The organism is Staphylococcus nepalensis (assembly GCF_002442935.1).
In the GTDB taxonomy this organism is placed as follows: domain Bacteria; phylum Bacillota; class Bacilli; order Staphylococcales; family Staphylococcaceae; genus Staphylococcus; species Staphylococcus nepalensis.
In genome coordinates, this window is the sequence record NZ_CP017466.1 from 1,454,320 (window position 1) to 1,478,098 (window position 23,779).

Annotated in this window: 24 protein-coding genes; 22 read left to right on the plus strand and 2 right to left on the minus strand. The window is 33.2% G+C overall.

All coding sequences use genetic code 11. From position 1 onward, the window contains the following. Positions 1-40: 40 nt before the first annotated feature. Positions 41-1,015 carry a DNA polymerase III subunit delta gene (holA, locus tag BJG89_RS06855; RefSeq protein WP_096809399.1) on the plus strand — a complete coding sequence of 325 codons (975 nt, stop codon included), beginning with the start codon at positions 41-43 and terminating at the stop codon, positions 1,013-1,015. Positions 1,016-1,145: 130 nt separating this feature from the next. On the opposite strand, the gene rpsT is transcribed toward holA, so the two are convergent. Further along, positions 1,146-1,397 carry a 30S ribosomal protein S20 gene (rpsT, locus tag BJG89_RS06860; RefSeq protein ID WP_096809402.1) on the minus strand — a complete coding sequence of 84 codons (252 nt, stop codon included), beginning with the start codon at positions 1,395-1,397 and terminating at the stop codon, positions 1,146-1,148. 318 nt (positions 1,398-1,715) lie between these two features. On the opposite strand from rpsT, the gene lepA reads away from it, so the two are divergent. The 19 genes from lepA (at position 1,716) to recO (ending at position 20,380) form a co-directional block, all read left to right on the plus strand. Next, entirely contained in the window at positions 1,716-3,539 is a 1,824-nt protein-coding gene (gene lepA, locus BJG89_RS06865; RefSeq protein WP_096809406.1) for a translation elongation factor 4, read from the plus strand. Positions 3,540-3,636: 97 nt separating this feature from the next. Then, positions 3,637-4,761 (plus strand): radical SAM family heme chaperone HemW, encoded by a 1,125-nt coding sequence (hemW, locus tag BJG89_RS06870; protein ID WP_096809410.1) that lies wholly within the window; start codon positions 3,637-3,639, stop codon positions 4,759-4,761. Positions 4,762-4,861: 100 nt separating this feature from the next. After that, positions 4,862-5,842 carry a heat-inducible transcriptional repressor HrcA gene (gene hrcA / locus BJG89_RS06875; RefSeq protein ID WP_096809412.1) on the plus strand — a complete coding sequence of 327 codons (981 nt, stop codon included), beginning with the start codon at positions 4,862-4,864 and terminating at the stop codon, positions 5,840-5,842. A 26-nt stretch (positions 5,843-5,868) separates the two neighbouring features. Beyond that, positions 5,869-6,495: a nucleotide exchange factor GrpE gene (gene grpE, locus BJG89_RS06880; protein WP_096809415.1), complete on the plus strand. Its 627-nt coding sequence runs from the start codon at positions 5,869-5,871 to the stop codon at positions 6,493-6,495. Between the two features lie 51 nt (positions 6,496-6,546). Then, positions 6,547-8,391, plus strand: a complete 1,845-nt coding sequence (dnaK, locus tag BJG89_RS06885) for a molecular chaperone DnaK (protein ID WP_096809418.1) — start codon at positions 6,547-6,549, stop codon at positions 8,389-8,391. A 145-nt stretch (positions 8,392-8,536) separates the two neighbouring features. Further along, the gene (gene dnaJ / locus BJG89_RS06890; protein ID WP_096809421.1) at positions 8,537-9,667 is read left to right on the plus strand and encodes a molecular chaperone DnaJ; all 1,131 of its coding nucleotides are present in this window, start codon (positions 8,537-8,539) and stop codon (positions 9,665-9,667) included. Positions 9,668-9,670: 3 nt separating this feature from the next. Continuing rightward, entirely contained in the window at positions 9,671-10,609 is a 939-nt protein-coding gene (gene prmA / locus BJG89_RS06895) for a 50S ribosomal protein L11 methyltransferase (RefSeq protein ID WP_096809424.1), read from the plus strand. Between the two features lie 3 nt (positions 10,610-10,612). Further along, positions 10,613-11,365 carry a 16S rRNA (uracil(1498)-N(3))-methyltransferase gene (locus BJG89_RS06900; protein WP_096809426.1) on the plus strand — a complete coding sequence of 251 codons (753 nt, stop codon included), beginning with the start codon at positions 10,613-10,615 and terminating at the stop codon, positions 11,363-11,365. Positions 11,366-11,370: 5 nt separating this feature from the next. Then, positions 11,371-12,720, plus strand: coding sequence for a tRNA (N(6)-L-threonylcarbamoyladenosine(37)-C(2))-methylthiotransferase MtaB (gene mtaB / locus BJG89_RS06905; RefSeq protein ID WP_096809428.1), 1,350 nt, complete (start codon positions 11,371-11,373; stop codon positions 12,718-12,720). A 449-nt stretch (positions 12,721-13,169) separates the two neighbouring features. Then, on the plus strand, positions 13,170-13,346 hold the full coding sequence (gene rpsU, locus BJG89_RS06910) for a 30S ribosomal protein S21 (protein ID WP_002483157.1): 177 nt from the start codon (positions 13,170-13,172) through the stop codon (positions 13,344-13,346). Positions 13,347-13,599: 253 nt separating this feature from the next. Continuing rightward, entirely contained in the window at positions 13,600-14,301 is a 702-nt protein-coding gene (locus BJG89_RS06915; RefSeq protein ID WP_096809432.1) for an NfeD family protein, read from the plus strand. A gap of 12 nt (positions 14,302-14,313) precedes the next feature. After that, positions 14,314-15,297 carry a flotillin-like protein FloA gene (floA, locus tag BJG89_RS06920; protein WP_170006877.1) on the plus strand — a complete coding sequence of 328 codons (984 nt, stop codon included), beginning with the start codon at positions 14,314-14,316 and terminating at the stop codon, positions 15,295-15,297. A gap of 14 nt (positions 15,298-15,311) precedes the next feature. Then, positions 15,312-15,968, plus strand: a complete 657-nt coding sequence (locus BJG89_RS06925; RefSeq protein WP_096809436.1) for a hypothetical protein — start codon at positions 15,312-15,314, stop codon at positions 15,966-15,968. A gap of 470 nt (positions 15,969-16,438) precedes the next feature. Then, positions 16,439-17,386 (plus strand): PhoH family protein, encoded by a 948-nt coding sequence (locus BJG89_RS06930; RefSeq protein WP_096809439.1) that lies wholly within the window; start codon positions 16,439-16,441, stop codon positions 17,384-17,386. After that, positions 17,387-17,848 carry an rRNA maturation RNase YbeY gene (gene ybeY / locus BJG89_RS06935; protein ID WP_096809440.1) on the plus strand — a complete coding sequence of 154 codons (462 nt, stop codon included), beginning with the start codon at positions 17,387-17,389 and terminating at the stop codon, positions 17,846-17,848. An 8-nt stretch (positions 17,849-17,856) separates the two neighbouring features. Then, on the plus strand, positions 17,857-18,195 hold the full coding sequence (locus BJG89_RS06940) for a diacylglycerol kinase family protein (protein WP_096809443.1): 339 nt from the start codon (positions 17,857-17,859) through the stop codon (positions 18,193-18,195). 101 nt (positions 18,196-18,296) lie between these two features. Then, positions 18,297-18,701 (plus strand): cytidine deaminase, encoded by a 405-nt coding sequence (gene cdd, locus BJG89_RS06945; RefSeq protein WP_096809445.1) that lies wholly within the window; start codon positions 18,297-18,299, stop codon positions 18,699-18,701. Continuing rightward, a complete protein-coding gene (gene era / locus BJG89_RS06950) occupies positions 18,701-19,600 on the plus strand; it encodes a GTPase Era (RefSeq protein ID WP_096809448.1) in 900 nt (299 codons plus the stop codon). The genes cdd and era overlap by 1 nt, the downstream gene beginning before the upstream one ends. A 21-nt stretch (positions 19,601-19,621) precedes the next feature. Further along, positions 19,622-20,380, plus strand: a complete 759-nt coding sequence (gene recO / locus BJG89_RS06955) for a DNA repair protein RecO (protein ID WP_096809450.1) — start codon at positions 19,622-19,624, stop codon at positions 20,378-20,380. 193 nt (positions 20,381-20,573) lie between these two features. Here recO and BJG89_RS06960 read toward each other — a convergent pair whose 3' ends face one another. Further along, entirely contained in the window at positions 20,574-21,965 is a 1,392-nt protein-coding gene (locus BJG89_RS06960; RefSeq protein WP_096809453.1) for a glycine--tRNA ligase, read from the minus strand. Between the two features lie 345 nt (positions 21,966-22,310). Between BJG89_RS06960 and BJG89_RS06965 the strand changes: the two genes are divergently transcribed. Both BJG89_RS06965 and BJG89_RS06970 read left to right on the plus strand, forming a co-directional pair. Further along, entirely contained in the window at positions 22,311-22,934 is a 624-nt protein-coding gene (locus BJG89_RS06965; protein ID WP_096809455.1) for a transcriptional regulator CcpN, read from the plus strand. Positions 22,935-22,948: 14 nt separating this feature from the next. Continuing rightward, positions 22,949-23,770: a pyruvate, water dikinase regulatory protein gene (locus tag BJG89_RS06970; RefSeq protein WP_096809459.1), complete on the plus strand. Its 822-nt coding sequence runs from the start codon at positions 22,949-22,951 to the stop codon at positions 23,768-23,770. Positions 23,771-23,779 lie beyond the last annotated feature (9 nt).

The window sequence follows — 23,779 nt, forward strand, 5'->3', positions numbered from 1 at the left end:
TAATTATGAAATGTGCAATAGTAATGAAAGGGTGCTAAGAATGAGTAATAATATAATAACAATATACGGAGAAGTGCCTGAACTTATTGAAAAAAAAGCTTCCGAAATGATTGATAAATATTTAGATGCGCCAAAAGACGACTTTAATTTCATAAAATATAATTTATATGAAAGTGATTTAGCTCCAATAATTGAAGAATCGCTTACTATGCCTTTCTTTTCTGATAAAAAAGTGGTTCTGGTACAAAATGCGTATGTATTTACTGGCGAGAAAGCACCTAAAGAACTTAATCATAATATCGACCAACTTATGAAATTTATAGAAAAATATGATGGTGAGACCTTAATTATATTTGAAGTGAATCATGCTAAATTAGATGAAAGAAAAAAAGTAGTTAAATCTTTGAAAAAACATGCTCAAATTATAAAGATAGAGCAAATGTCTGAAGAAGAATTGAAAAATTGGATAAAAAGTCAACTACATGAAAATTATAAAGATATTAAACAAGACGCACTTGAGTTAATTCTAGAATTGACCGGTGTAAATTTTAATGTTATTAAACAGGAAATTGAAAAATTAATACTATTTTTAGGTGAGAGAACTACAATTAACAAACAAGATGTGCATCAAATCGTTAATAGAAGTTTAGAACAAAATGTTTTTTTATTAACCGAATATATTCAAAAAAATAAAAAGACCGAAGCGATTCAATTAGTTAAAGACTTAACAGCGATGAAAGAGGAACCTATCAAATTGTTAGCATTAGTGACGAGTAATTACCGTCTGTTTTATCAAAGCAAAATATTAGGACAAAAGGGGTACAGCGGCCAACAAATAGCTAAAACGATAAATGTTCATCCTTATAGAGTCAAATTAGCTTTAAATCAAGCAAGGCATTACCAATTAGAAAGTTTGTTGAACATCATTGATAATTGTGCAGAGACTGATTATAAATTAAAGTCTTCCTATATGGATAAACAATTAATCCTTGAGTTATTTATTTTATCGCTCTAACACCGATAATTGCTGTTTTTGAATCATTTTAAGCATTAACCACTAAAATAAAAGACCATAAAAGATGATTAGGATCATCTTTACGGCCTTTTATTCATAAAAAAGTTCAAGCTAATGCTTGAACTTTTAATTATTTAGCAGCTGTCATTAAAGAAGATTTAATTCTAGCAGCTTTGTTAGAATGTATTAAGTTGCGTTGAGAAGCTTTATCTACTTTTTTCAATGCAAAGCTTACTAATTGAGATTTGTCATCAGCATTTGCTTCGATTGCTGAATGAGCTCTCTTAACAGCTGTACGCATTGCATTTTTTTGTGAAATATTACGTTCCTCAGTTACACGAGTTGAATTAACACGTTTGATTGCAGATTTAATGTTTGGCATGTCTGTCACCTCCTAAAAGTGTGATCTTCGCTATCAAAAATAATTTGATTACAACAAGAAATATTTTATCAAAACAAGCAACTTTCTGCAATCATTTATTTATAATAAGGCGCGTAAACACGCGATAAATGTTACAATAATATTTATAATAGAACAAATTCAACTTTTAAATTTGTTTGGAAGTTGAATTTAAACACTTTAATTTAAATATTACACTTGGTTATCACAAGTTTGCAATTAGTAAACAAAAACGTTATTATATCAAAGAATGTCATACATATTTACGGGCTAGAATTATGAAAGTGAGAATGATAATACATGGATAAAGAAAATCGTTTAAGTAAGCGTGAAAATATAAGAAATTTTTCTATTATCGCACATATTGACCATGGTAAATCCACGTTAGCTGATAGAATTTTAGAAAACACTAAATCCGTCGAATCACGTGAAATGCAATCACAGTTATTAGATTCCATGGATTTAGAAAGAGAACGAGGTATAACAATTAAGTTAAATGCTGTGCGTTTAAAATATGATGCAAAAGACGGGGAAACATATACATTTCATTTAATTGATACACCTGGACACGTAGATTTTACCTATGAAGTTTCTAGATCGTTAGCAGCCTGTGAAGGTGCAATTTTAATTGTAGATGCTGCTCAAGGTATAGAAGCTCAAACATTAGCTAATGTTTATTTAGCATTAGATAATGATTTGGAATTATTACCAGTTGTAAATAAAATCGATTTACCAGCAGCAGAACCTGAACGTGTGAAACAAGAGGTAGAGGATGTTATAGGTCTCGATCAAGACGATGTTGTCTTAGCAAGTGCAAAATCGAATATTGGTATTGAAGATATATTAGAAAAAATAGTAGAAGTAGTTCCTCCACCAGAAGGCGATCCGGAAGCACCGTTGAGAGCGCTAATTTTTGATTCTGAATATGATCCGTACAGAGGTGTTATATCTTCCATCAGAATTGTTGAAGGTACATTGAAAAACGGAGATCAAATAAAAATGATGGCTACAGGAAAATCTTTTGAAGTAACTGAAGTAGGTTTCAACACACCGAAACAATTACCTGTAGATGCTTTAACAGTTGGTGATGTCGGGTATGTTATCGCCAATATTAAAAATGTGGATGATTCTCGAGTTGGGGACACGATTACACATGTGCAACGTCCGGCCGCAGAACCCTTAAAAGGTTATAAAAAGATGAACCCAATGGTTTTTTGTGGTTTATTCCCAATAGATAATAAAGATTATAATGACTTGCGTGAAGCGTTAGAAAAATTACAATTAAATGATGCTTCATTGGAATTTGAGCCTGAATCATCTCAAGCGCTAGGATTTGGTTACAGAACAGGCTTCTTAGGTATGTTACATATGGAGATTATCCAAGAACGTATTGAACGTGAGTTTGGGATAGAACTTATTGCTACAGCGCCGTCAGTGATTTATGAATGTATCATGAAAAATGGCGATGAAATTTCTGTTGATAATCCTGCGCATATGCCTGAAAGAGATCAAATTGATACAATATATGAACCGTTTGTAAGAGCGACTATGATGGTACCAAATGATTACGTAGGTGCTGTTATGGAACTATGTCAACGTAAACGTGGTCAATTCATTAACATGGAATATTTAGATGATATTCGAGTTAATATTATATATGAAATCCCCTTATCAGAAGTCGTATTTGATTTCTTTGACCAACTTAAATCAAATACAAAAGGATATGCTTCATTTGATTATGAATTTATAGATAATAAAGAAAGTGATTTAGTCAAAATGGACATATTGTTAAATGGCGAGAAGGTTGATGCACTTAGCTTCATAGTTCATAAAGAATTTGCTTACGAAAGAGGTAAGGCGTTAGTCGAAAAATTAAAAACCCTAATACCAAGACAGCAATTTGAAGTACCTGTTCAAGCAGCAGTTGGTCAAAAAATCATAGCGCGTACAAACATTAAGTCGATGGGTAAAAATGTATTGTCGAAATGCTATGGTGGCGACATCAGCCGTAAAAGAAAATTATTAGAAAAACAAAAAGCCGGTAAAGCAAAAATGAAAGCGGTAGGGAACGTAGAAATTCCTCAAGATGCTTTCTTAGCAGTGCTTAAAATGGACGAAGATTAATATAAATTTAACATTGGGGCCTTAAATCCATTCGATTTATGCCCCAGTTTTTTGTTATAATCATTAAATTTTATTTATGAAAGAAGGTAATCGCAAAATGGAAGTGAAAAGCGCATATATTCATATCCCTTTCTGTGTGAGAATTTGTACTTATTGCGATTTCAATAAATACTTTATACAAAACCAGCCAGTCGACCAATACTTAGATTGTTTGATTACGGAAATGAACCAAAGTGAAGTTAGAACATTAGATACAGTTTTTGTTGGCGGGGGAACGCCTACTGCATTGTCACATGAGCAGTTAGAAAAACTATTAGTCGCTATCACTGATATATTTGAGATTAAAGGTGAATTTAGTTTTGAAGCTAATCCAGACGAATTGACGCTAGATAAAGTTCAACTTCTGAAAGATTATGGTGTTAATAGACTTTCTATGGGTGTTCAAACATTTAAACCTGAATTACTAGAAATTTTAGGTAGATCACATCAAACTGAAGATATCTATAATGCGGTAACTAATGCTAGAAAAGTTGGTATTCCTTCAATAAGTTTAGATTTAATGTATCACTTACCAAAACAAACTTTAGAAGACTTTAAAGATAGTTTAGAAAAAGCGCTATCTATGGGCATTGATCATATTTCTAGTTACGGGTTGATTTTAGAGCCTAAAACACAGTTTTATAATATGTATCGCAAGGGACAGTTAAAAATTCCAAATGAAGATATCGGGGAAGAAATGTATGAGTATTTATTAAATAGAATGAACCAATCTGAATTGCATCAATATGAAATTTCAAACTTTGGTAAAGCAGGACACGAATCTGAACATAATAAAGTTTATTGGAAAAACGAAGGATATTACGGATTTGGCGCAGGAGCGAGCGGTTATGTTAATGGAGAACGTTATAATAATGTAAACCCAGTAAACCATTATATTAAAAAAATACAAAATAATGAAAGACCTATCCTAGATTCAACTTACCCTACAGAAAATGAACAAATGGAAGAAGAAATGTTTCTAGGATTAAGAATGAACCAAGGTGTTAGCCGAGAACGTTTTTATCAAAAATTTAATAAAACGGTGGACGATGTATATAGTGAAGCAATACAAGATTTACTTCAACGTGAACTTATTCTCGATAATGGTGGGTATATCTCATTGACAGAAAGAGGAAAGGTAATAGGGAATCTAGTGTTTGAATCATTTTTATTAAATGTTTAATTTTTTTGAAAAACTGAGCCTTTAACGTTGACTTACTTTGACCAATTTGATAAATTATAATTAGCACTTGAAACAGAAGAGTGCTAATGAGGTGAATAACATGATTAGTGATAGGCAATTGAGCATTTTAAATGCAATTGTTGAAGATTATGTTGATTTAGGTCAACCAATTGGTTCAAAAACACTGATTGAACGACATAAATTAAATGTTAGTCCTGCTACTATTAGAAATGAGATGAAACAACTAGAAGAACTTCGTTTAATAGAGAAAACACATACTTCATCAGGACGTTCTCCATCAGAGTCAGGCATCAGATACTATGTGAATCAATTATTGCAGCAAACATCTCATCATCGACACAAAAAAATGCAACGTTTAAGAGAATTGTTGGTGGAAAACCATTATGATATTTCCTCAGCTTTGAGCGAATTTGCAAATGAACTTTCAATCGCTTCTCAATATACAACGTTGGTAATGCGTCCAAATCACAAAAAAGATATTATTAATAACATTCACTTGATTCGAGCAAATGCTTATTTGGTCATTATGGTTGTTGTTTTTACTTCAGGTCATGTGGAAAATTTGCATTTGGTATCTAAGGTGCCCTTATCGAGTGATGAATTGACGAATATAGCTAACTTTGTGACTGCGACCTATAATGAATTAAACAACCAGCGCTTTGAAAATGAACTTAATGCTTTTGTAAAATCAGACTTTGAAAAAGATTTTATAAAAGATATGCTAGATACTATAGAAGTTCATTTTGATAATCAAAGTAATGGCATTTATATGGGTGGAAAGGTTAAACTAATTGATGCGTTAAATGAATCAAACGTGGCATCTATTCAACCTATATTGCAGTATATCGAATCAAATAAGATTACTCAGTTGCTTGATGAAATGTCAAATTCATCAATAAATGTTAAGATTGGACACGAAATTGAATCAAGTTTAAGTGACATTTCTATCGTCACAACGCAATATCACATTGACGATAGACTTAAAGGTCAAATCGCTGTTATCGGACCAACAGCAATGAATTATCAGAATGTAATACGATTACTAAATACGATTTGGTAATTAAGAATTGTATTGGAGGGCAGACAATGGCAGAAAAAAATGAATCAGTATTCGAAGAAAACGAAAAAACTGAAGATATGCAACAAGAATCTAGCGAAGACCAAATTACTTCAGTTGAAGATACTGAGGAAACGACAGATGAACCACAAGAAAATCTGCAGGAGGAGAATTCTGAAGAAACTGAAACAGAAATCGATCCTAAAGATGAAGAAATTCAACAGTTAAAAAACAATGTTCAAGAACAAGAAGAAAAATATTTGAGATTGTATGCTGAATTTGAAAATTACAAGCGTAGAATCCAAAAAGAAAATCAAACGATGAAAGAATATAAAGCACAAGATGTTTTAAATGATATTTTACCTACTATAGATAATATTGAACGTGCTTTACAAATTGAAGGCGAAGATGAGCAATTTAAATCACTACAAAAAGGTGTAGATATGGTTTATGAAAGCTTATTGAGCGCCCTAAAAAACAACGGTTTAGAAAAAATTGAAGCTGAAGGTCAACAATTTGATCCGAATGTACACCAAGCTGTAGTTCAAGATGACAACCCAGATTTTGAATCAGGAGAAATCACGCAGGAATTACAAACTGGTTACAAGTTGAAGGATCGAGTATTAAGACCTTCAATGGTTAAAGTAAATCAATAATTTTTATTGATGAAAACACCAAATTTTTAAACAAACAGGAGGAAATTATTTATGAGTAAAGTAATAGGTATTGACTTAGGTACAACAAATTCATGTGTAGCAATCTTAGAAGGTGACGAACCTAAAGTAGTTCAAAACCCTGAAGGCGCAAGAACAACACCATCTGTTGTTGCATTTAAAAATGATGAAACACAAGTAGGTGAAGTTGCTAAACGTCAAGCAATCACAAACCCTAATACAATCCAATCTATTAAACGTCATATGGGTACAGATTATAAAGTTGACGTGGAAGGTAAATCATACACACCTCAAGAAATTTCAGCTATGGTTTTACAAAACTTAAAAGGTACAGCTGAAGATTATTTGGGTGAAAAAGTTGAAAAAGCAGTTATTACTGTGCCTGCATACTTTAATGACAGTGAACGTCAAGCAACAAAAGATGCTGGTAAAATTGCTGGTTTAGAAGTTGAACGTATCATTAACGAACCAACAGCAGCAGCTTTAGCTTATGGTTTAGACAAAACTGAACAAGATCAAAAAGTTTTAGTCTTTGACCTTGGTGGGGGTACTTTTGACGTATCTATCCTTGAATTAGGCGATGGTGTGTTTGAAGTACTTTCTACAGCAGGCGATAATAAATTAGGTGGGGATGACTTTGACCAAGTTATTATCGACTATTTAGTTGCAGAATTCAAAAAAGAAAATGGTGTGGATTTATCTCAAGATAAAATGGCATTACAACGTCTAAAAGACGCTGCAGAAAAAGCTAAAAAAGACTTGTCAGGTGTATCTCAAACACAAATTTCCCTACCATTTATTTCTGCTGGCGAAAGTGGCCCGTTACACTTAGAATTAAGCTTAACACGTTCTAAATTTGAAGAATTATCTGATTCATTAATTAGAAGAACAATGGATCCAACTCGTCAAGCTATGAAAGATGCTGGTTTATCAAGTTCTGATATTGACGAAGTTATTTTAGTTGGTGGTTCAACAAGAATTCCAGCAGTTCAAGAAGCTGTAAAAAAAGAAGTAGGCAAAGATCCTCATAAAGGTGTTAACCCAGACGAAGTAGTAGCAATGGGTGCTGCAATTCAAGGTGGCGTTATCACAGGCGATGTTAAAGACGTAGTGCTATTAGATGTGACACCATTATCATTAGGTATTGAAATTATGGGTGGACGTATGAATACGCTTATCGAAAGAAATACAACAATCCCAACATCTAAATCACAAGTTTATTCAACAGCAGCAGACAATCAACCAGCAGTTGATATCCATGTGTTACAAGGTGAACGTCCAATGGCTTCTGACAACAAAACTCTTGGCAGATTCCAATTAACTGATATTCCACCAGCTCCACGTGGCGTACCTCAAATTGAAGTAACTTTCGATATTGATAAAAACGGTATTGTAAATGTTACTGCAAAAGATTTAGGTACAAATAAAGAACAAAACATTACAATTCAATCAAGCTCTTCACTTTCAGATGAAGAAATTGATCGTATGGTTAAAGATGCTGAAGAAAATGAAGAAGCAGACAAAAAACGTCGTGAAGAAAGTGATTTAAGAAACGAAGCAGACAGCTTAGTATTCCAAGTTGAAAAAACAATCACTGACTTAGGTGAAAATATCAGCGAAGAAGATAAAAATAATGCAGAAGAGAAAAAAGAAGCTCTAAAATCTGCTCTTGAAGGCGAAGATATGGACGACATTAAAGCTAAAAAAGAAGAGTTAGAAAAAGTAGTTCAAGATTTATCTGCTAAAGTTTACGAACAAGCTGCTCAAGCGCAACAACAAGCACAAGGAGAACAAGCAAGTGATTCAAATGATAGCAATGTTGAAGACGCTGATTTCACAGAAGTAAACGATGATGATAACCAAGACGACAAAAAATAAGTTTAGTCATTATCTAATTAATTGTTATTGATAGTAAAATATGACACAATTGCTTAGCCAAATTAAGTCAAAGTCAATTGAACATTGGCTTTGACTTTTTCCTTTTTAATAAGTGATTTAATAAAATGTAAAAGGAGAGATAAAAGTGGCCAAAAGAGATTATTATGAAGTCTTAGGTGTTAGTAAAGACGCTTCTAAAGATGAAATAAAAAAGGCTTACCGTAAATTATCAAAAAAATATCATCCAGATATTAATAAAGAAGAAGGCGCAGATGCAAAATTCAAAGAAATATCAGAAGCTTATGAAGTTTTAAGTGATGAAAACAAACGTGCCAATTACGACCAATTTGGTCATGACGGACCACAAGGTGGTTTTGGTGGCCAAGGATTTGGCGGTCAAGATTTTGGTGGTTTCGGCGGCGGCTTCGAAGATATATTCAGCTCATTCTTTGGAGGCGGACGTCAACGTGACCCGAATGCTCCTAGAAAAGGTGATGACCTACAGTACACAATGACGGTAACGTTTGAAGAAGCTGTGTTTGGTACAGATAAAGAGATTTCCATACGTAAAGACGTAACTTGTCACACTTGTGATGGCGAAGGTGCTAAACCAGGAACTAAAAAGAAAACATGTCACTATTGTAATGGTTCGGGCCATGTAGCAGTTGAACAAAATACTATTTTAGGTCGAGTGAGAACTGAAAAAGTTTGTCCAGTATGTAGCGGTTCAGGTCAAGAATTTGAAGAACCTTGTCCAACTTGCCATGGTAAAGGAACTGAAAATAAAACAGTTAAAATTAACGTGACTGTACCTGAAGGTGTAGACAATGAGCAACAAATTAGATTAGCTGGCGAAGGTGCACCAGGAGAAAACGGTGGACCGCAAGGTGATTTATACATTGTATTTAGAGTTAAACCTTCAGAAACTTTTGAAAGAGATGGCGATGATATCTATTTCTTACAAAGTATTAGTATCGCGCAAGCAACGCTTGGTGATGAAGTGAAGGTGCCTACATTAAAAGGACATGTTATGTTAGCAATACCTGCTGGTACGCAGTCTGGAAAACAATTCCGGCTTAAAGAAAAAGGTATCAAAAATGTTCATGGTTATGGCTATGGTGACTTGTTCGTTAATGTGAAAGTAGTTACACCAACTAAAATTAATGAACGCCAAAAAGAATTATTACGAGAATTTGCTGAAATTGATGGTGAATCATTAAGTGAACAACCTTCAAATTTTAAAGATAAAGCAAAAAGATTCTTTAAAGGAGAATAAAATATGAACTGGACCGAAATTTCAATCACTGCAAATCATCAAGCAGTACCAATCATTTCCAATATTTTGGAAGAATTCGGATCAAATGGCGTTGTAATTGAAGATTCTCAAGATCTTCAAAATGGACTGACAGACAAATTTGGTGAGATTTATGAATTAAATCCTGAAGATTATCCAGCTAATGGTGTTAGAGTTAAAGCATATTTTAATGAAATTAAATATACTCAAGATTTTGAACATAAATTAATTCGTAAAATAAAAAGTATTGAAGTATTAGATGCTAAATTGTTTGAATATGAACAACAAACGATTCAAGAACATGATTGGGAAAATGAATGGAAAAATTATTTTCACCCATTTCGAGCTTCTGAAAAATTTACAATTGTCCCAAGTTGGGAAACGTACCAAAAAGAAGACGCAAACGAAATGTGTATTGAATTAGACCCTGGAATGGCTTTTGGTACAGGTGATCATCCTACTACAAGTATGTGTCTAAAAGCGATTGAGAAATTTGTTAAACCAGAGGATTCAGTGATTGATGTTGGAACAGGTTCAGGTATATTAAGCATTGCATCTCATTTATTAGGCGTAAAACGTATCAAAGCTTTAGATGTTGATGAAATGGCAATTAAAGTAGCAAAAGAAAATTTTGAAAAAAATCATTGCGAAGCAGCGATTGAGGCTGTGCCGGGAAATTTACTCACAGAAGAAACAGAAAAATTTGATGTCGTTATTGCTAATATTCTAGCTCATATTATTGAAGAAATGATAGAAGATGCTTATAATACGTTAAATAAAGAGGGTTATTTTATAACTTCAGGTATTATTGTTGAGAAACATGAAGCAATTTTAAATCAAATGAAGCGCATAGGTTTTAAAATCAATTCTATTAATCATGACAACGGTTGGGTATGTATCGTTGGACAGAAAGTGAGCGAATAAGCAATGCAGAGATATTTTATTGACCAAAACGCTGATATACATCAGCGTTTTTTTATTACAGATTCAAATGATATTCACCACATCACTAATGTAATGCGATATCAAAAAAACGATAAGATTATAATTACTTTTGCAGATCAAAAAGTTTATAAATGTCAAATTGAAGTGATAGAGCCAAATCGTATTGGAATAAATTTAATTGAAGCAGTTGATATAAATACAGAACTGCCACAACATATAACACTCTGTAGTGGGTTAATTAAGGCTGATAAATATGAATGGATGATCCAAAAATCTACAGAATTAGGAGCAAGTCAATTTATTGCTGTAGGTATGCAAAGGTCAGTTGTAAAACTAAACGATAGTAAAATAACAAAGAAATTAGAACGTTGGCAAAAAATTATAAAAGAGGCTGCTGAACAAAGTTATCGATTAATCATCCCAGAAATAGAGTACAAGTCGAATTTAAAAGAAATCTATGGTATTATTGATGAATATGATTATGTATTGATTGCCTATGAAGAATCTGCTAAGTGTGGGGAATTAAGTAATTTTAAAGCAGTTGTTCAGAGATTTAAACCTGGTGATCGCGTATTAATCATTTTCGGACCAGAAGGCGGTTTTGCTGAAGAAGAAATTAAGTTATTTGAAAATTCAGCATATCAGATTGGTCTTGGTCCTAGAATATTAAGAGCTGAAACAGCACCTTTATATACTTTAAGTGCGGTAAGCTTTCAAAAAGATTTATTGGGGTGATATTTATGTCAACAGTTGCATTTCATACATTAGGTTGTAAAGTGAATCACTATGAGACTGAAGCAATTTGGCAATTATTTAAAGAAGCAGATTACGAACGTGTTGATTTTGAAACAAACGCTGATGTGTTTGTTATTAATACGTGTACTGTAACAAATACGGGTGATAAAAAAAGTAGACAAGTGATTAGACGGGCTATTAGACAAAACCCGGAAGCAGTAGTTTGCGTCACTGGTTGTTACGCACAAACATCTTCTGCAGAAATAATGGAAATTCCTGGTGTAGATGTGGTAGTTGGAACACAAGACCGAACAAAACTGATTGGGTATATTGAAGCATTTAAAAAAGAAAGACAACCGATTAACGGTGTAGGAAACATCATGAAAAATCGTACATATGAAGAGCTAGAAGTACCTTATTTTACGGATAGAACACGTGCATCATTAAAAATACAGGAAGGCTGCAATAACTTCTGTACATTTTGTATTATTCCATGGGCTCGTGGGTTAATGCGTTCAAGAGATCCGGAAAAAGTAATTGAACAAGCAATAAAGCTTGTTGATTCGGGTTACAAAGAAATTGTTTTAACTGGTATTCATACTGGTGGATACGGTCAAGATTTGAAAGATTATAATTTAGCCCAATTATTACGAGACTTAGAAACAGTAAACGGCTTAGAAAGAATTAGAATTTCATCAATTGAAGCTAGTCAGCTAACAGATGAAGTTATCAGTGTAATTGAACGATCAGAAAAGGTTGTTCGTCATCTTCATATACCATTACAATCTGGTTCAGATTCTGTTTTAAAAAGAATGAGAAGAAAGTATACGATGGCGCATTTTTCAGAACGTTTAACGCGTTTACATGAAGCGTTACCTGGATTAGCCGTTACAAGTGATGTTATTGTTGGTTTCCCAGGTGAAACTGAAGAAGAATTCCAAGAAACTTATGATTTTATCGTAGATCATCAATTTTCAGAATTACACGTCTTCCCTTATTCTTCAAGAATCGGCACGCCAGCTGCAAGAATGGATAATCAAGTAGATGAAAATATTAAAAACGAGCGTGTTCATCGTCTAATTAATTTAAGTGATCAGCTTGCTAAGGCTTATGCTTCTAAATTTAACCATGAAGTGCTCGAAGTGATACCAGAAGAAGCTGGTAGCACACCTGGGACGTTGGTAGGCTTTGCAGATAATTATATGAAAGTCGAATTTGAAGGCGACGAATCATTGATTGGCGAACTAGTAAAAGTTAAGATTATTCAACCTGATTATCCAATTAATAAAGGTGAGGTACTTAGAGTAGTGAGCCATGCAACTAATACTACTGAACATGTGGTAACAACATCATAATGGATGAGTGACAGAGAGATATTAAATATTTCTGAATTATTCCTGGATGAGAATGAACTTAAGCCAAGTGTGTGGCTTGTGTTTTGTCTAGTGTGTAAACGCTATTACTCTTTATGAGTAGGACTTTATAAGTTTGATATTAGCGCATATTTCCATGTCAATTAATCATTGCCTATGTCATATTTCTGATGGGACACGATTCTGTTTCACTCTCATTTCTACCCTTGTGGCGTATTCATGTGTCTTACATCTAACATGTAAGTTTAATAGTATTTTGAAGTATAACTACTGCAAAAGCATGGATTTGCAGTAGTAGTGTAAAATGAATCAAGAAATTGGAATTTTAGTAATTGACCACATTAATCAGATATATTATACTAATAAATACATGGTAATTACCGTGTAATGATTATAAAGTTTCGTTGATATTTGGAGGGAGGGAAATACACATGTCTAAAACAGTAGTCAAAAAGAACGAATCACTTGAAGATGCGTTACGTCGTTTCAAACGTACGGTTTCTAAAAGCGGTACAATTCAAGAAGTACGTAAACGTGAATTTTACGAAAAACCTAGCGTTAAACGTAAAAAGAAATCAGAAGCTGCACGTAAACGTAAATTCAAATAATTAATTGTTTCGTTGACTCCCTCAACACCAACATTAATTATAAACCATAATAGCCTTAGTTGTAGTTTTCAGCTAAGGCTATTATTTTTTTATATTGAAGCTATTTAAAAGCAATTTATTCTAAATTACAATAGAAATTAAACTCCAAACAATTTATTTATAATAATTTGAATTTTATTGTGTAAACGCTATAATCATATATTCATTTCATGTATAATTAAATGGAGAGCGAGGTGATAAATTGATTCCTTCGATGAGTAGCATACATACAAACGTTTCATCCAAACTTGTTGAAAATGGAACTTGGGTAGACAGTATTTCTGATTTTATTGTTAGCCCAATAGGTGCTTTGATATTAACTTGTATTATCTTTTTAGGATTCTTGTACCAATTATACTCAAATAGGATAAATATTGTTGGTATTATATCCACATTAGCGTTATTCATTTTCTTTTTAGGATTCTTTATAAAAGGGGATGTCAATTTCTATTCCGTTGTACTATTTGGTATTGGTGTTATATTTGTAATCATAGAATTATTTGTAGTTGGTGCAATTATTGGAATTATAGGAATGGCACTAATTGTTTTTAGTATTATTACTTTAGGCGACAATTTAGTTTATATGATTGCTAGCGTTGTCGTAGCTTTAATATTATCAATCATAGAATGGGTGATACTTGTGAAGTTTTTCAAACGCAAAATTCCGTTTTTAGATAAAGTTGTATTGAAGGATTCTACAAATGCAGAAGCAGGTTATACATCACACGAAGATCGCTCTCATTTAGTTGGAGAAATTGCAACAACATCAACGGATTTAAGACCAGCAGGAATAATTACTTACAACAATGAGCGTATTGATGCAGTTTCAGATGGTTCTTTTATATTGCGAAATAAAAAAGTGACTATTCTTGAAGTAGAAGGTACACGCGTGGTTGTTAGAGAAATCGAATCATAAAGGAGAATTAGTATGATCGGAGTATTAATTATAGCAGTTATCGTCGTAATTGCATTATTATTATTATTTTCATTTGTACCAGTAGGATTGTGGATTTCAGCAATCGCTGCAGGTGTTAAAGTGGGAATTGGTACATTGGTGGGTATGAGACTACGTAGAGTTTCTCCTCGTAAAGTTATCGCCCCGTTAATCAAAGCGCATAAAGCAGGGTTGAACTTAACAACAAATCAACTTGAATCACACTATTTAGCTGGTGGTAATGTTGATCGTGTAGTTGATGCGAATATCGCAGCTCAAAGGGCGGATATCAATTTACCATTCGAACGTGGCGCAGCTATTGACTTAGCGGGCCGTGATGTTTTAGAAGCAGTTCAAATGTCCGTAAATCCAAAAGTGATTGAAACACCATTTATAGCTGGTGTTGCGATGAATGGTATTGAAGTTAAAGCAAAAGCAAGAATTACTGTGCGTGCTAATATTGCTAGATTAGTTGGTGGTGCTGGTGAAGAAACAATCATCGCACGTGTGGGTGAAGGTATTGTATCGACAATCGGTTCAAGCGAACATCATACACAAGTACTTGAAAATCCAGACAACATCTCTAAAACAGTTTTAAGTAAAGGACTAGATTCTGGTACAGCATTTGAAATTTTATCAATTGACATTGCAGACGTAGATATTAGCAAGAACATTGGTGCAGATTTACAAACTGAACAAGCGCTTGCTGATAAAAATATCGCACAAGCTAAAGCAGAAGAACGTAGAGCAATGGCTGTTGCTCAAGAACAAGAAATGAAAGCGAAAGTTCAAGAAATGCGTTCTAAAGTTGTTGAAGCTGAAGCTGAAGTACCATTAGCTATGGCAGAAGCATTACGTTCAGGAAATCTTGGTGTCAAAGATTATTATAACCTTAAAAATGTAGAAGCAGACACTGGTATGAGAAACTCAATTAACCAACGAACTAAACAAGAAGATGATGAATCACCGGAACAATAAATAGGGGTGATTAAATGAATATAGGTATTATTATCTTTGTAGTATCTGTCATTTTTACAATAATTGGTGCTATTAATGATGATAGTCATAAAAAGCGCAAAAACCAAAAGCCACCAATCAATAAGCAACCTAATCAATCTGAAGCTCAACCTAAGAAACGCGGTTTTCTTGAAGAAATCGGTAAAACTTTTTCAGATCTTGAAAAACAATTAAATGAAGGGCCATTTTCAGAAGAAAAACGTTCGCCACAACAAGACAAACCTGTTGAAACCCGTGCTGAGAAGATGGAAAATCAAACCACCCAACAAGATAGCCCATCGACACAGAACCATAGAGAAACTGAAGCAGATAAATTAAAAGGTGAGCAAAAACAACAAGATGACAAAATTCAAAAAGAGCTTGAAGATGAGTTAATGGGTAGAATACAAAATGTGCGTAATGAAATCGATCGTGAAACTGAAAATAAGATACAACGAACTGAGAAACAAGCACGTGCTATTATTTCTGATAAATATTTATCAGAAAGAACAAAACGTTACCGCTTAAAACAATTAATGAATGCCCATTCAGTTCAAAGTTCTGGCACGAATGCCCAGTATAGGTTTGCAGAAGATGAAGTGGTTAATGGTATCATTTGGTCTGAAGTATTGGAAAGACCTAAAAAACTATAGTTTTTCGAATAAACATCTTATAAAGTTAGAAATTTTGACTTTATAAGATGTTTTTACTTTTGCTTTGAATTTTGATTTGAAAATGAGTTGGTATCTTTATACTTGGGTCCATATTTTAGGAACCCTTAAAATGTGTAGTTGTTATCTAAATAAGGAATACATTTATATTCATTTAATGTCAAATCTAGTCCATTTCTCTAGGTGGGTTAAAATGAATGTTTATTTGAAAAATAGATTTATTTGTATGATTACAACCAAAATTTAACAATTACGATTAATTTTTAATTCACTTTAAAATAATATATGAATATTTCATGCTATAATAGCAGTGAAGATGCGAAATGGTTTATTTACATGGTTACTTATCAAATATTGTATAACTCATTTCTAGCATAATAATTAATTTTTGTAACTTAAAATCTAATAGGATAAAATAAAAGAAACGAATATATTTGTAAAGGAGTAACTATATGCCTGGAATTATTCAAATAGATGACATCAATGAAGCACAAGCACTCATCGGTAATAACGATGAAAATCTTAAATCAATAGAAGAAGGATTTGATGTCATAGTACATGCTCGAGGACAAGAAATAGCTGTAAGAGGTGAAAAAGTTGAGCATGTAGAACAAGCAGAATCAGTGCTTATCAATTTATTAAAAGTGATACAACAAGGTGTTACTATATCACTTAAAGATGTAGAAGCTGCTGTTAAAATGGCTAAAAACGGCACGGTTCAATACTTATTAGATTTATATGAAGATGAAATTACTAAAGACGCATTCGGCAAAATAATCCGTGCTAAAACAATGGGACAAAGATTATACGTCAATGCCATGTATCATAACGATTTAGTGTTTGGTGTTGGGCCTGCCGGTACAGGTAAAACTTTTTTAGCGGTGGTTTATGCAGCTAAACAATTACGAAAAGGCAATGTTAAACGTATCGTTTTAACGAGACCAGCAGTTGAAGCGGGTGAATCATTAGGCTTCTTACCCGGAGATTTAAAAGAAAAGGTTGATCCTTATTTACGCCCACTTTATGATGGTTTAAATACCGTCTTAGGTCGAGAGCAAACTGCTAGATTTATCGAACGCGGTATTATCGAAATAGCGCCACTAGCTTATATGAGAGGAAGAACACTGGATGATGCGTTTGTCATTTTAGATGAAGCACAAAATACAACGCATGCCCAAATGAAAATGTTCTTAACGAGATTAGGTTTCGGTTCGAAAATGGTAGTTACAGGTGATAAAACACAAATTGATTTACCCAAAGGCGTTAAAAGTGGTCTTAAAGAAGCGATTGCTAAACTTCAAAACGTTAAAGGTTTAAGTATTCATCATTTAGATCAAAGCGATGTTGTCCGTCATCCACTTGTAAGTAAAATAATCGATCGTTATGAGGGAGAAGAGTAAATGTTTACAATAGATTTTAATGACCATACAGGATTAGTTGATAATAGTTGGTTCGAGCAAATTGATAAACTACTCACATTTGCAAAAGAACAAGAAGGCATAGATAGTGAAGCAGAGTTATCTGTAACTTTTGTAGATAAAGAAGAAATTCAACAAATGAATAAAATGTATCGTGATAAAGATAAAGTAACAGATGTGATTTCATTTGCATTAGAAGAAGAAGAACCTGAAATCATCGGCTTAGATATTCCACGTGTGTTGGGTGACATTATCATATGTACAGATGTCGCACGAGAACAAGCAGAGACATTCGGGCATTCTTTTGATAGAGAACTTGGTTTCCTTGCACTTCACGGATTTCTTCATTTATTAGGTTACGATCATATGACTGAAACTGATGAGAAGCAAATGTTCGGTCGTCAAGATGAAATCTTAAATGCATATGGTTTACCAAGAGAATAGAGGCAGTTATGAAACGATTCAATTATGCTTTTCAAGGATTATTTGTACTCTTTAGTAAAGATAGTAAATTTTTAATCCATTCTATATTTGCGATTATTGCAATTATATTAGGACTTATATTAGGTATAACCGCTATTGAATGGCTTTTGATTATTATTGCTATTGGTTTAGTGTTAGCATTTGAAGCAATGAATACTGCAGTCGAATTTGTAGTAGATTTAATTACAAAGGATTATCATGAATTAGCCAAAAAAGCTAAAGATACAGCAGCTTCTAGTGTAGTACTTGCTTCGATTGTAGCGTTAGCAATTGGGGTTATTGTTTTTTTACCATATTTAATAAAATAAGTAGTGCATTTTTTGCAATTTGTATATACTAAGATAGCATTAAATTTAAATGGTTTTAATAACTATTAAAAAAATTAATCTTTGAATAGGAGAGATGAACTATGGCTTACCAACCTCATTATTATACTGAAGTAAGAAAAGCACAAGAGAATGCATATGCCCCATATAGTCAATTTAAAGTTGGCGCATATTTGATTACAAAAGACGGTAAAACATACCGCGGTGGGAATGTAGAGAACGCTGCCTATCCTTTAGGTATTTGTGCGGAAAGATCAAGTCTTGTTGCGGCAATTGCAGATGGATATCGTCCTGGTGATTTTGAATCTATCACGGTAACAGTGGATACTGATGAACCTTCTTCCCCTTGTGGTGCCTGCAGGCAAGTATTAAAGGAACTTTGTGATGACGATATGCCAGTTTATATGACGAATCATAAAGAGGATATGATTCAATCAACAGTAAGTGATTTACTACCATTAGGATTTTCTGGAAAGGATTTAAATTAATGACAGAACATAAATCAGGATTTGTAACAATAATAGGTAGACCCAATGTAGGAAAGTCTACATTCGTCAATCGTGTTATCGGACATAAAATTGCAATCATGTCTGATAAAGCACAAACGACAAGAAATAAAATACAAGGTGTTATGACTCAAGAAGATGCGCAAATTATTTTCTTAGACACACCTGGCATACACAAACCGAAACATAAATTAGGCGATTATATGATGCGTGTTGCTACCAATACACTATCAGAAATTGATGCCATTATGTTTATGGTCAACGTCAATGAAGATATTGGCCGTGGCGATGAATATATTATGGAAATGTTGAAGACAGTTAAAACCCCTGTGTTTTTAGTATTAAATAAAATTGATTTAGTACACCCAGATGAACTCATGCCTAAAATTGAGAAGTATAAAAAACATATGGATTTCACTGAAGTCGTGCCTATTTCAGCATTAGAAGGTCTCAATGTAGAACATTTTATTGACGTAATTAAATCTTATTTACCTGCTGGGCCTAAATACTATCCAGATGATCAGATATCTGATCATCCTGAACAATTTGTAGTAAGTGAGTTAATACGTGAGAAAATATTACATCTTACAAGTGAAGAAATTCCGCATGCTATCGGAGTAAATGTTGACCGCATGATTAAAGAAGATGAAGATCGAGTAAGAATTGAAGCTACTATTTTTGTTGAACGTGACTCACAAAAAGGTATTGTCATAGGTAAAGGTGGCAAAAAACTTAAAGAAGTAGGTAAACGCGCACGTCAAGATATTGAAAGATTGCTAGGTTCAAAAGTTTATTTAGAACTGTGGGTAAAAGTTCAAAGAGATTGGCGTAATAAAGTTAATTTTATTCGTCAAATGGGTTATTTAGAAGATCAAGATTAATTCGGGAGTCGGTGAGCTAATGTGTTAATCAAACAAAAAGGTATCATTATAAAAACAGTTGATTATGGCGAATCCGATAAAATTATCACAATTTTAAATGAATACGGTGCAAAAGTCCCACTAATGGTACGTCGCGCAAAAAAAAGCAAGAGTGGTTTACAAGCTAATACACAATTATTTGTATTTGGCTTGTTTATTTATTCTAAATGGAAAGGTATGGGGACTTTAAGTTCTGTGGATGTTATTGAACAAAATTATCATCTACGCTTAGATATTTATGAAAGTAGCTATGCTAGTCTATGTGCTGAAACCATAGATCGTTCAATTGAAAATGATGAAATATCTCAATTTAGCTATAAACTACTACATTTTGTACTAGATAAAATTAAAGATGGTGTGTCTGCGCAATTGATGTCAGTTGTCGTACTTATCAAGTGTATGACAACATTTGGATTTAATGCAGTTTTTAATCAATGTGTCATTACTGGAGATCGTGATCAATCTAAGTTGATTGGCTATAGCTTTAAATTTGATGGCGCGATATCAAATCATGCAAAATATCAAGACACGAACGCTTTAATACTTTCTAATAAAACACTTTACTTATTAGATATTTTACAAAAATTACCTATAAGTAAAATGAATGCATTGACAATTCATCACGATATTGTAGATGAGATGTCACAATTGATGATTATGTTATATAGTGAGTATGCTGGTATGTATTTTAAAAGTCAAAAGCTTATTAACCAATTGCGAAGATTAGATAACCCAAATTAAATACAAAAACAGGATAGAAAAAGCATTTTTTAAATGATTCCTATCCTGTACTGACAACGCAAATACTATTAATGACTACGTAAGTTTGATTCATCCAGTCCTATGCCATATTTAAAGCCGAGACATTATGTATGTCTCGGCTTTTTTGCTAATTAAACTAAAATGAGTGAATTAGCGTTTATATTGTAAAGCATTAAAATTTAACTTTTTCAGCTAAGAAACTTTCTAATTCAGCAATTGGCATACGTACTTGTTCCATTGTATCTCTATCACGTACAGTTACTTGTTGGTCTTCTAATGAATCAAAGTCAAAAGTAATACAATACGGTGTACCAATCTCGTCTTGACGACGATAACGTTTACCAATTGATTGTGACTCATCAAAATCAATTGAGAAGTTTGCACTTAATTGTTCAAATATTTTAATTGCATCACCTGATAGCTTTTTGCTTAAAGGTAATACTGCCGCTTTATAAGGTGCTAACGCAGGGTGGAAATGTAATACAGTTCTTGAATCTTTACTGCCTTCAACACCTTCTTCTGCATAAGCATCACAAAGGAATGCTAGAGTTACACGATCAGCGCCAAGCGAAGGTTCGATACAGTATGGTAAATATTTTTCACCAGTCTCTTGATCATGATACTGGAAGTCTTCACCAGAATGCTCACTATGTTGTTTCAAATCATAATCTGTACGGCTTGCAATACCCCAGAGTTCTCCCCAACCAAATGGGAAACGGTATTCAATATCAGTTGTGGCATTTGAATAGTGAGATAATTCGTCTGCATCATGATCACGTAAACGTGTTGCTTCTTCACTTAAGTTTAAATCTTTTAACCATTGACTAGCAAAAGTTTTCCAGTAATTTTGCCATTCGATTTCTTCACCTGGTTTACAGAAAAATTCTAATTCCATCTGCTCAAATTCGCGTGTTCTAAAGATAAAGTTACCTGGCGTAATTTCGTTACGGAAGGATTTACCAACTTGACCAATACCAAATGGTAATTTTTTACGCATCGTACGTTGTACATTTTTGTAATTTACGAAAATACCTTGTGCAGTTTCAGGACGTAAGAAAATTTCATTCGTTGAATCTTCTGTAACGCCTTGGAAAGTTTTAAACATTAAATTAAATTGACGAATATCTGTCCAATTAGCAGTTCCACTTACAGGACACACGATGCCTTCTTCATCGATAATACGTTTCATTTCATCAAAACTTAAACCATCAGCTACAAAATTTTCATCGCCTTTTTCATTAGCCATGTAATCTTCAATGATTTTATCGGCACGGTAACGAATTTTACTGTCTTTGTTATCAATCATTGGATCGTTAAAGTTACCTAAATGGCCAGAAGCTTCCCAAGTTTTAGGATTCATAAGAATTGCGGCGTCAATCCCAACGTTGTACGGTGATTGCGTAATAAATTTTTGCCACCATGCTTTTTTAATATTATTTTTTAATTCAACACCTAATGGGCCGTAATCCCATGTATTTGATAAACCACCATAAATATCACTACCTGGGAATACAAACCCCCTGTGTTTTGCTAACTGTACTATTGTTTCCATATCTTTTGCCATAAAAAATACACTCCTTTTAACATAAAAACGCCCCAAGACAAAGAAAAAGCTTAAAAACTTAATCAATGTCTTGGGACGAGTTAATCATTTTTAATCACATATGTAATATGTGTTTTTTTAATAAATCATTATTAACCCGCGGTTCCACCCAAATTAGTGTGTGCACTCGCTTTTGAAAGTCATTTAAAATTGTAGCCAATAATTTTGTTAAGCTCTCACCAACCTTAACTCGCTTTAAATACAATTTTAATGTATTGGTTGATTATTAGCAAGTAAATATATGTATTTGTAGCAATTTATGATTCAATGTATAATTATAGGTAATGAGTGAAGGGGTGAAGTCTTATAGAACTGAGTAAAAGACAACAACAAATCGTTGAAATTGTCAAAAATAATGGACCTATTACTGGTGAACATATAGCGGAACAACTAAGTCTTACTAGAGCAACATTGAGACCAGATTTAGCTATACTTACAATGTCTGGCATTTTAGAAGCGCGCCCACGTGTAGGCTACTACTATTCTGGAAAACCCAAGAATAAATTAATCGCTGATCAATTAAAACAATATATTGTTAAAGATTACGCGTCACACCCTGTAGTAGTAAAAAACGAGATGTCAGTTTACGATGCGATTTGCACAATCTTCTTAGAAGATGTTAGTACATTATTTGTCATAAATGATAACGGAGATTTTATGGGGGTATGTTCGCGTAAAGATTTATTACGTGCTTCGATGATAGGTAAAGATATACATACCATGCCTGTAGATATTATCATGACACGCATGCCTAATTTAAGTTTTGTCCTTGAAGACGAGCGAGTGATATTCGCAGCAAACTTGATGATTGAAAAAGAAATTGATTCCTTACCAATTGTTATTAAAAAAGAAAACGGCAAGTATGAAGTGAAAGGACGTATCTCTAAAACAACGATTACAAAAATTTTTGTATCTTTACTAAATGAATAGGTGGTATGAATTAAATGGAAAATATTAAAATTATTGTTGCTTCTGATTCAGTAGGTGAAACTGCTGAACTAGTAGCAAGAGCCTGTATTTCACAATTTAATCCAAATCAATGTGAAAGTGAAATTAACAGATATCCATATATAGAAGCTTTAGAAAATGTCGATGAAGTCATTTCAGTCGCTAAAGATACTGAAGCGATAGTGGTTTATACACTAGTTAAACCAGAAATAAGGAAATATATGGAATCAAAAATTAAAGAATTTCAAATTAAATCGGTTGATATTATGGGACCTTTAATGAATATATTATTAGATAAAATAGATGAACAACCCTATTTTGAACCAGGACTTGTTCATCAATTAGATGAGGCTTATTTTAAAAAAATTGATGCAATTGAATTTGCAGTAAAATATGATGACGGAAAAGATCCCAAAGGTTTGGCTAAAGCCGATATTGTACTATTAGGTATATCTCGAACTTCAAAAACGCCATTATCACAATATCTAGCTCACAAAAGTTATAAAGTGATGAATATTCCAATTGTCCCTGAAGTGACGCCTCCAGATGATTTATTTAATATTGATGCTTCAAAGTGTATCGCTTTAAAAATTAGTGAAGACAAGTTAAACCGCATTCGTAAAGAACGGTTAAAGCAACTCGGGCTAGGCGATAGTGCGAGATACGCAACAGAACAAAGAATCGAAGAAGAATTAAATTATTTTCATGAATTAGTTGAAAAAATTGGTTGTCCAGTCATAGATGTTTCTGATAAAGCTATCGAAGAAACTGCTAACGATATTATAAGCATCATTGAGCAAAATAGTTTCTTAAATTAGCCAAAACTA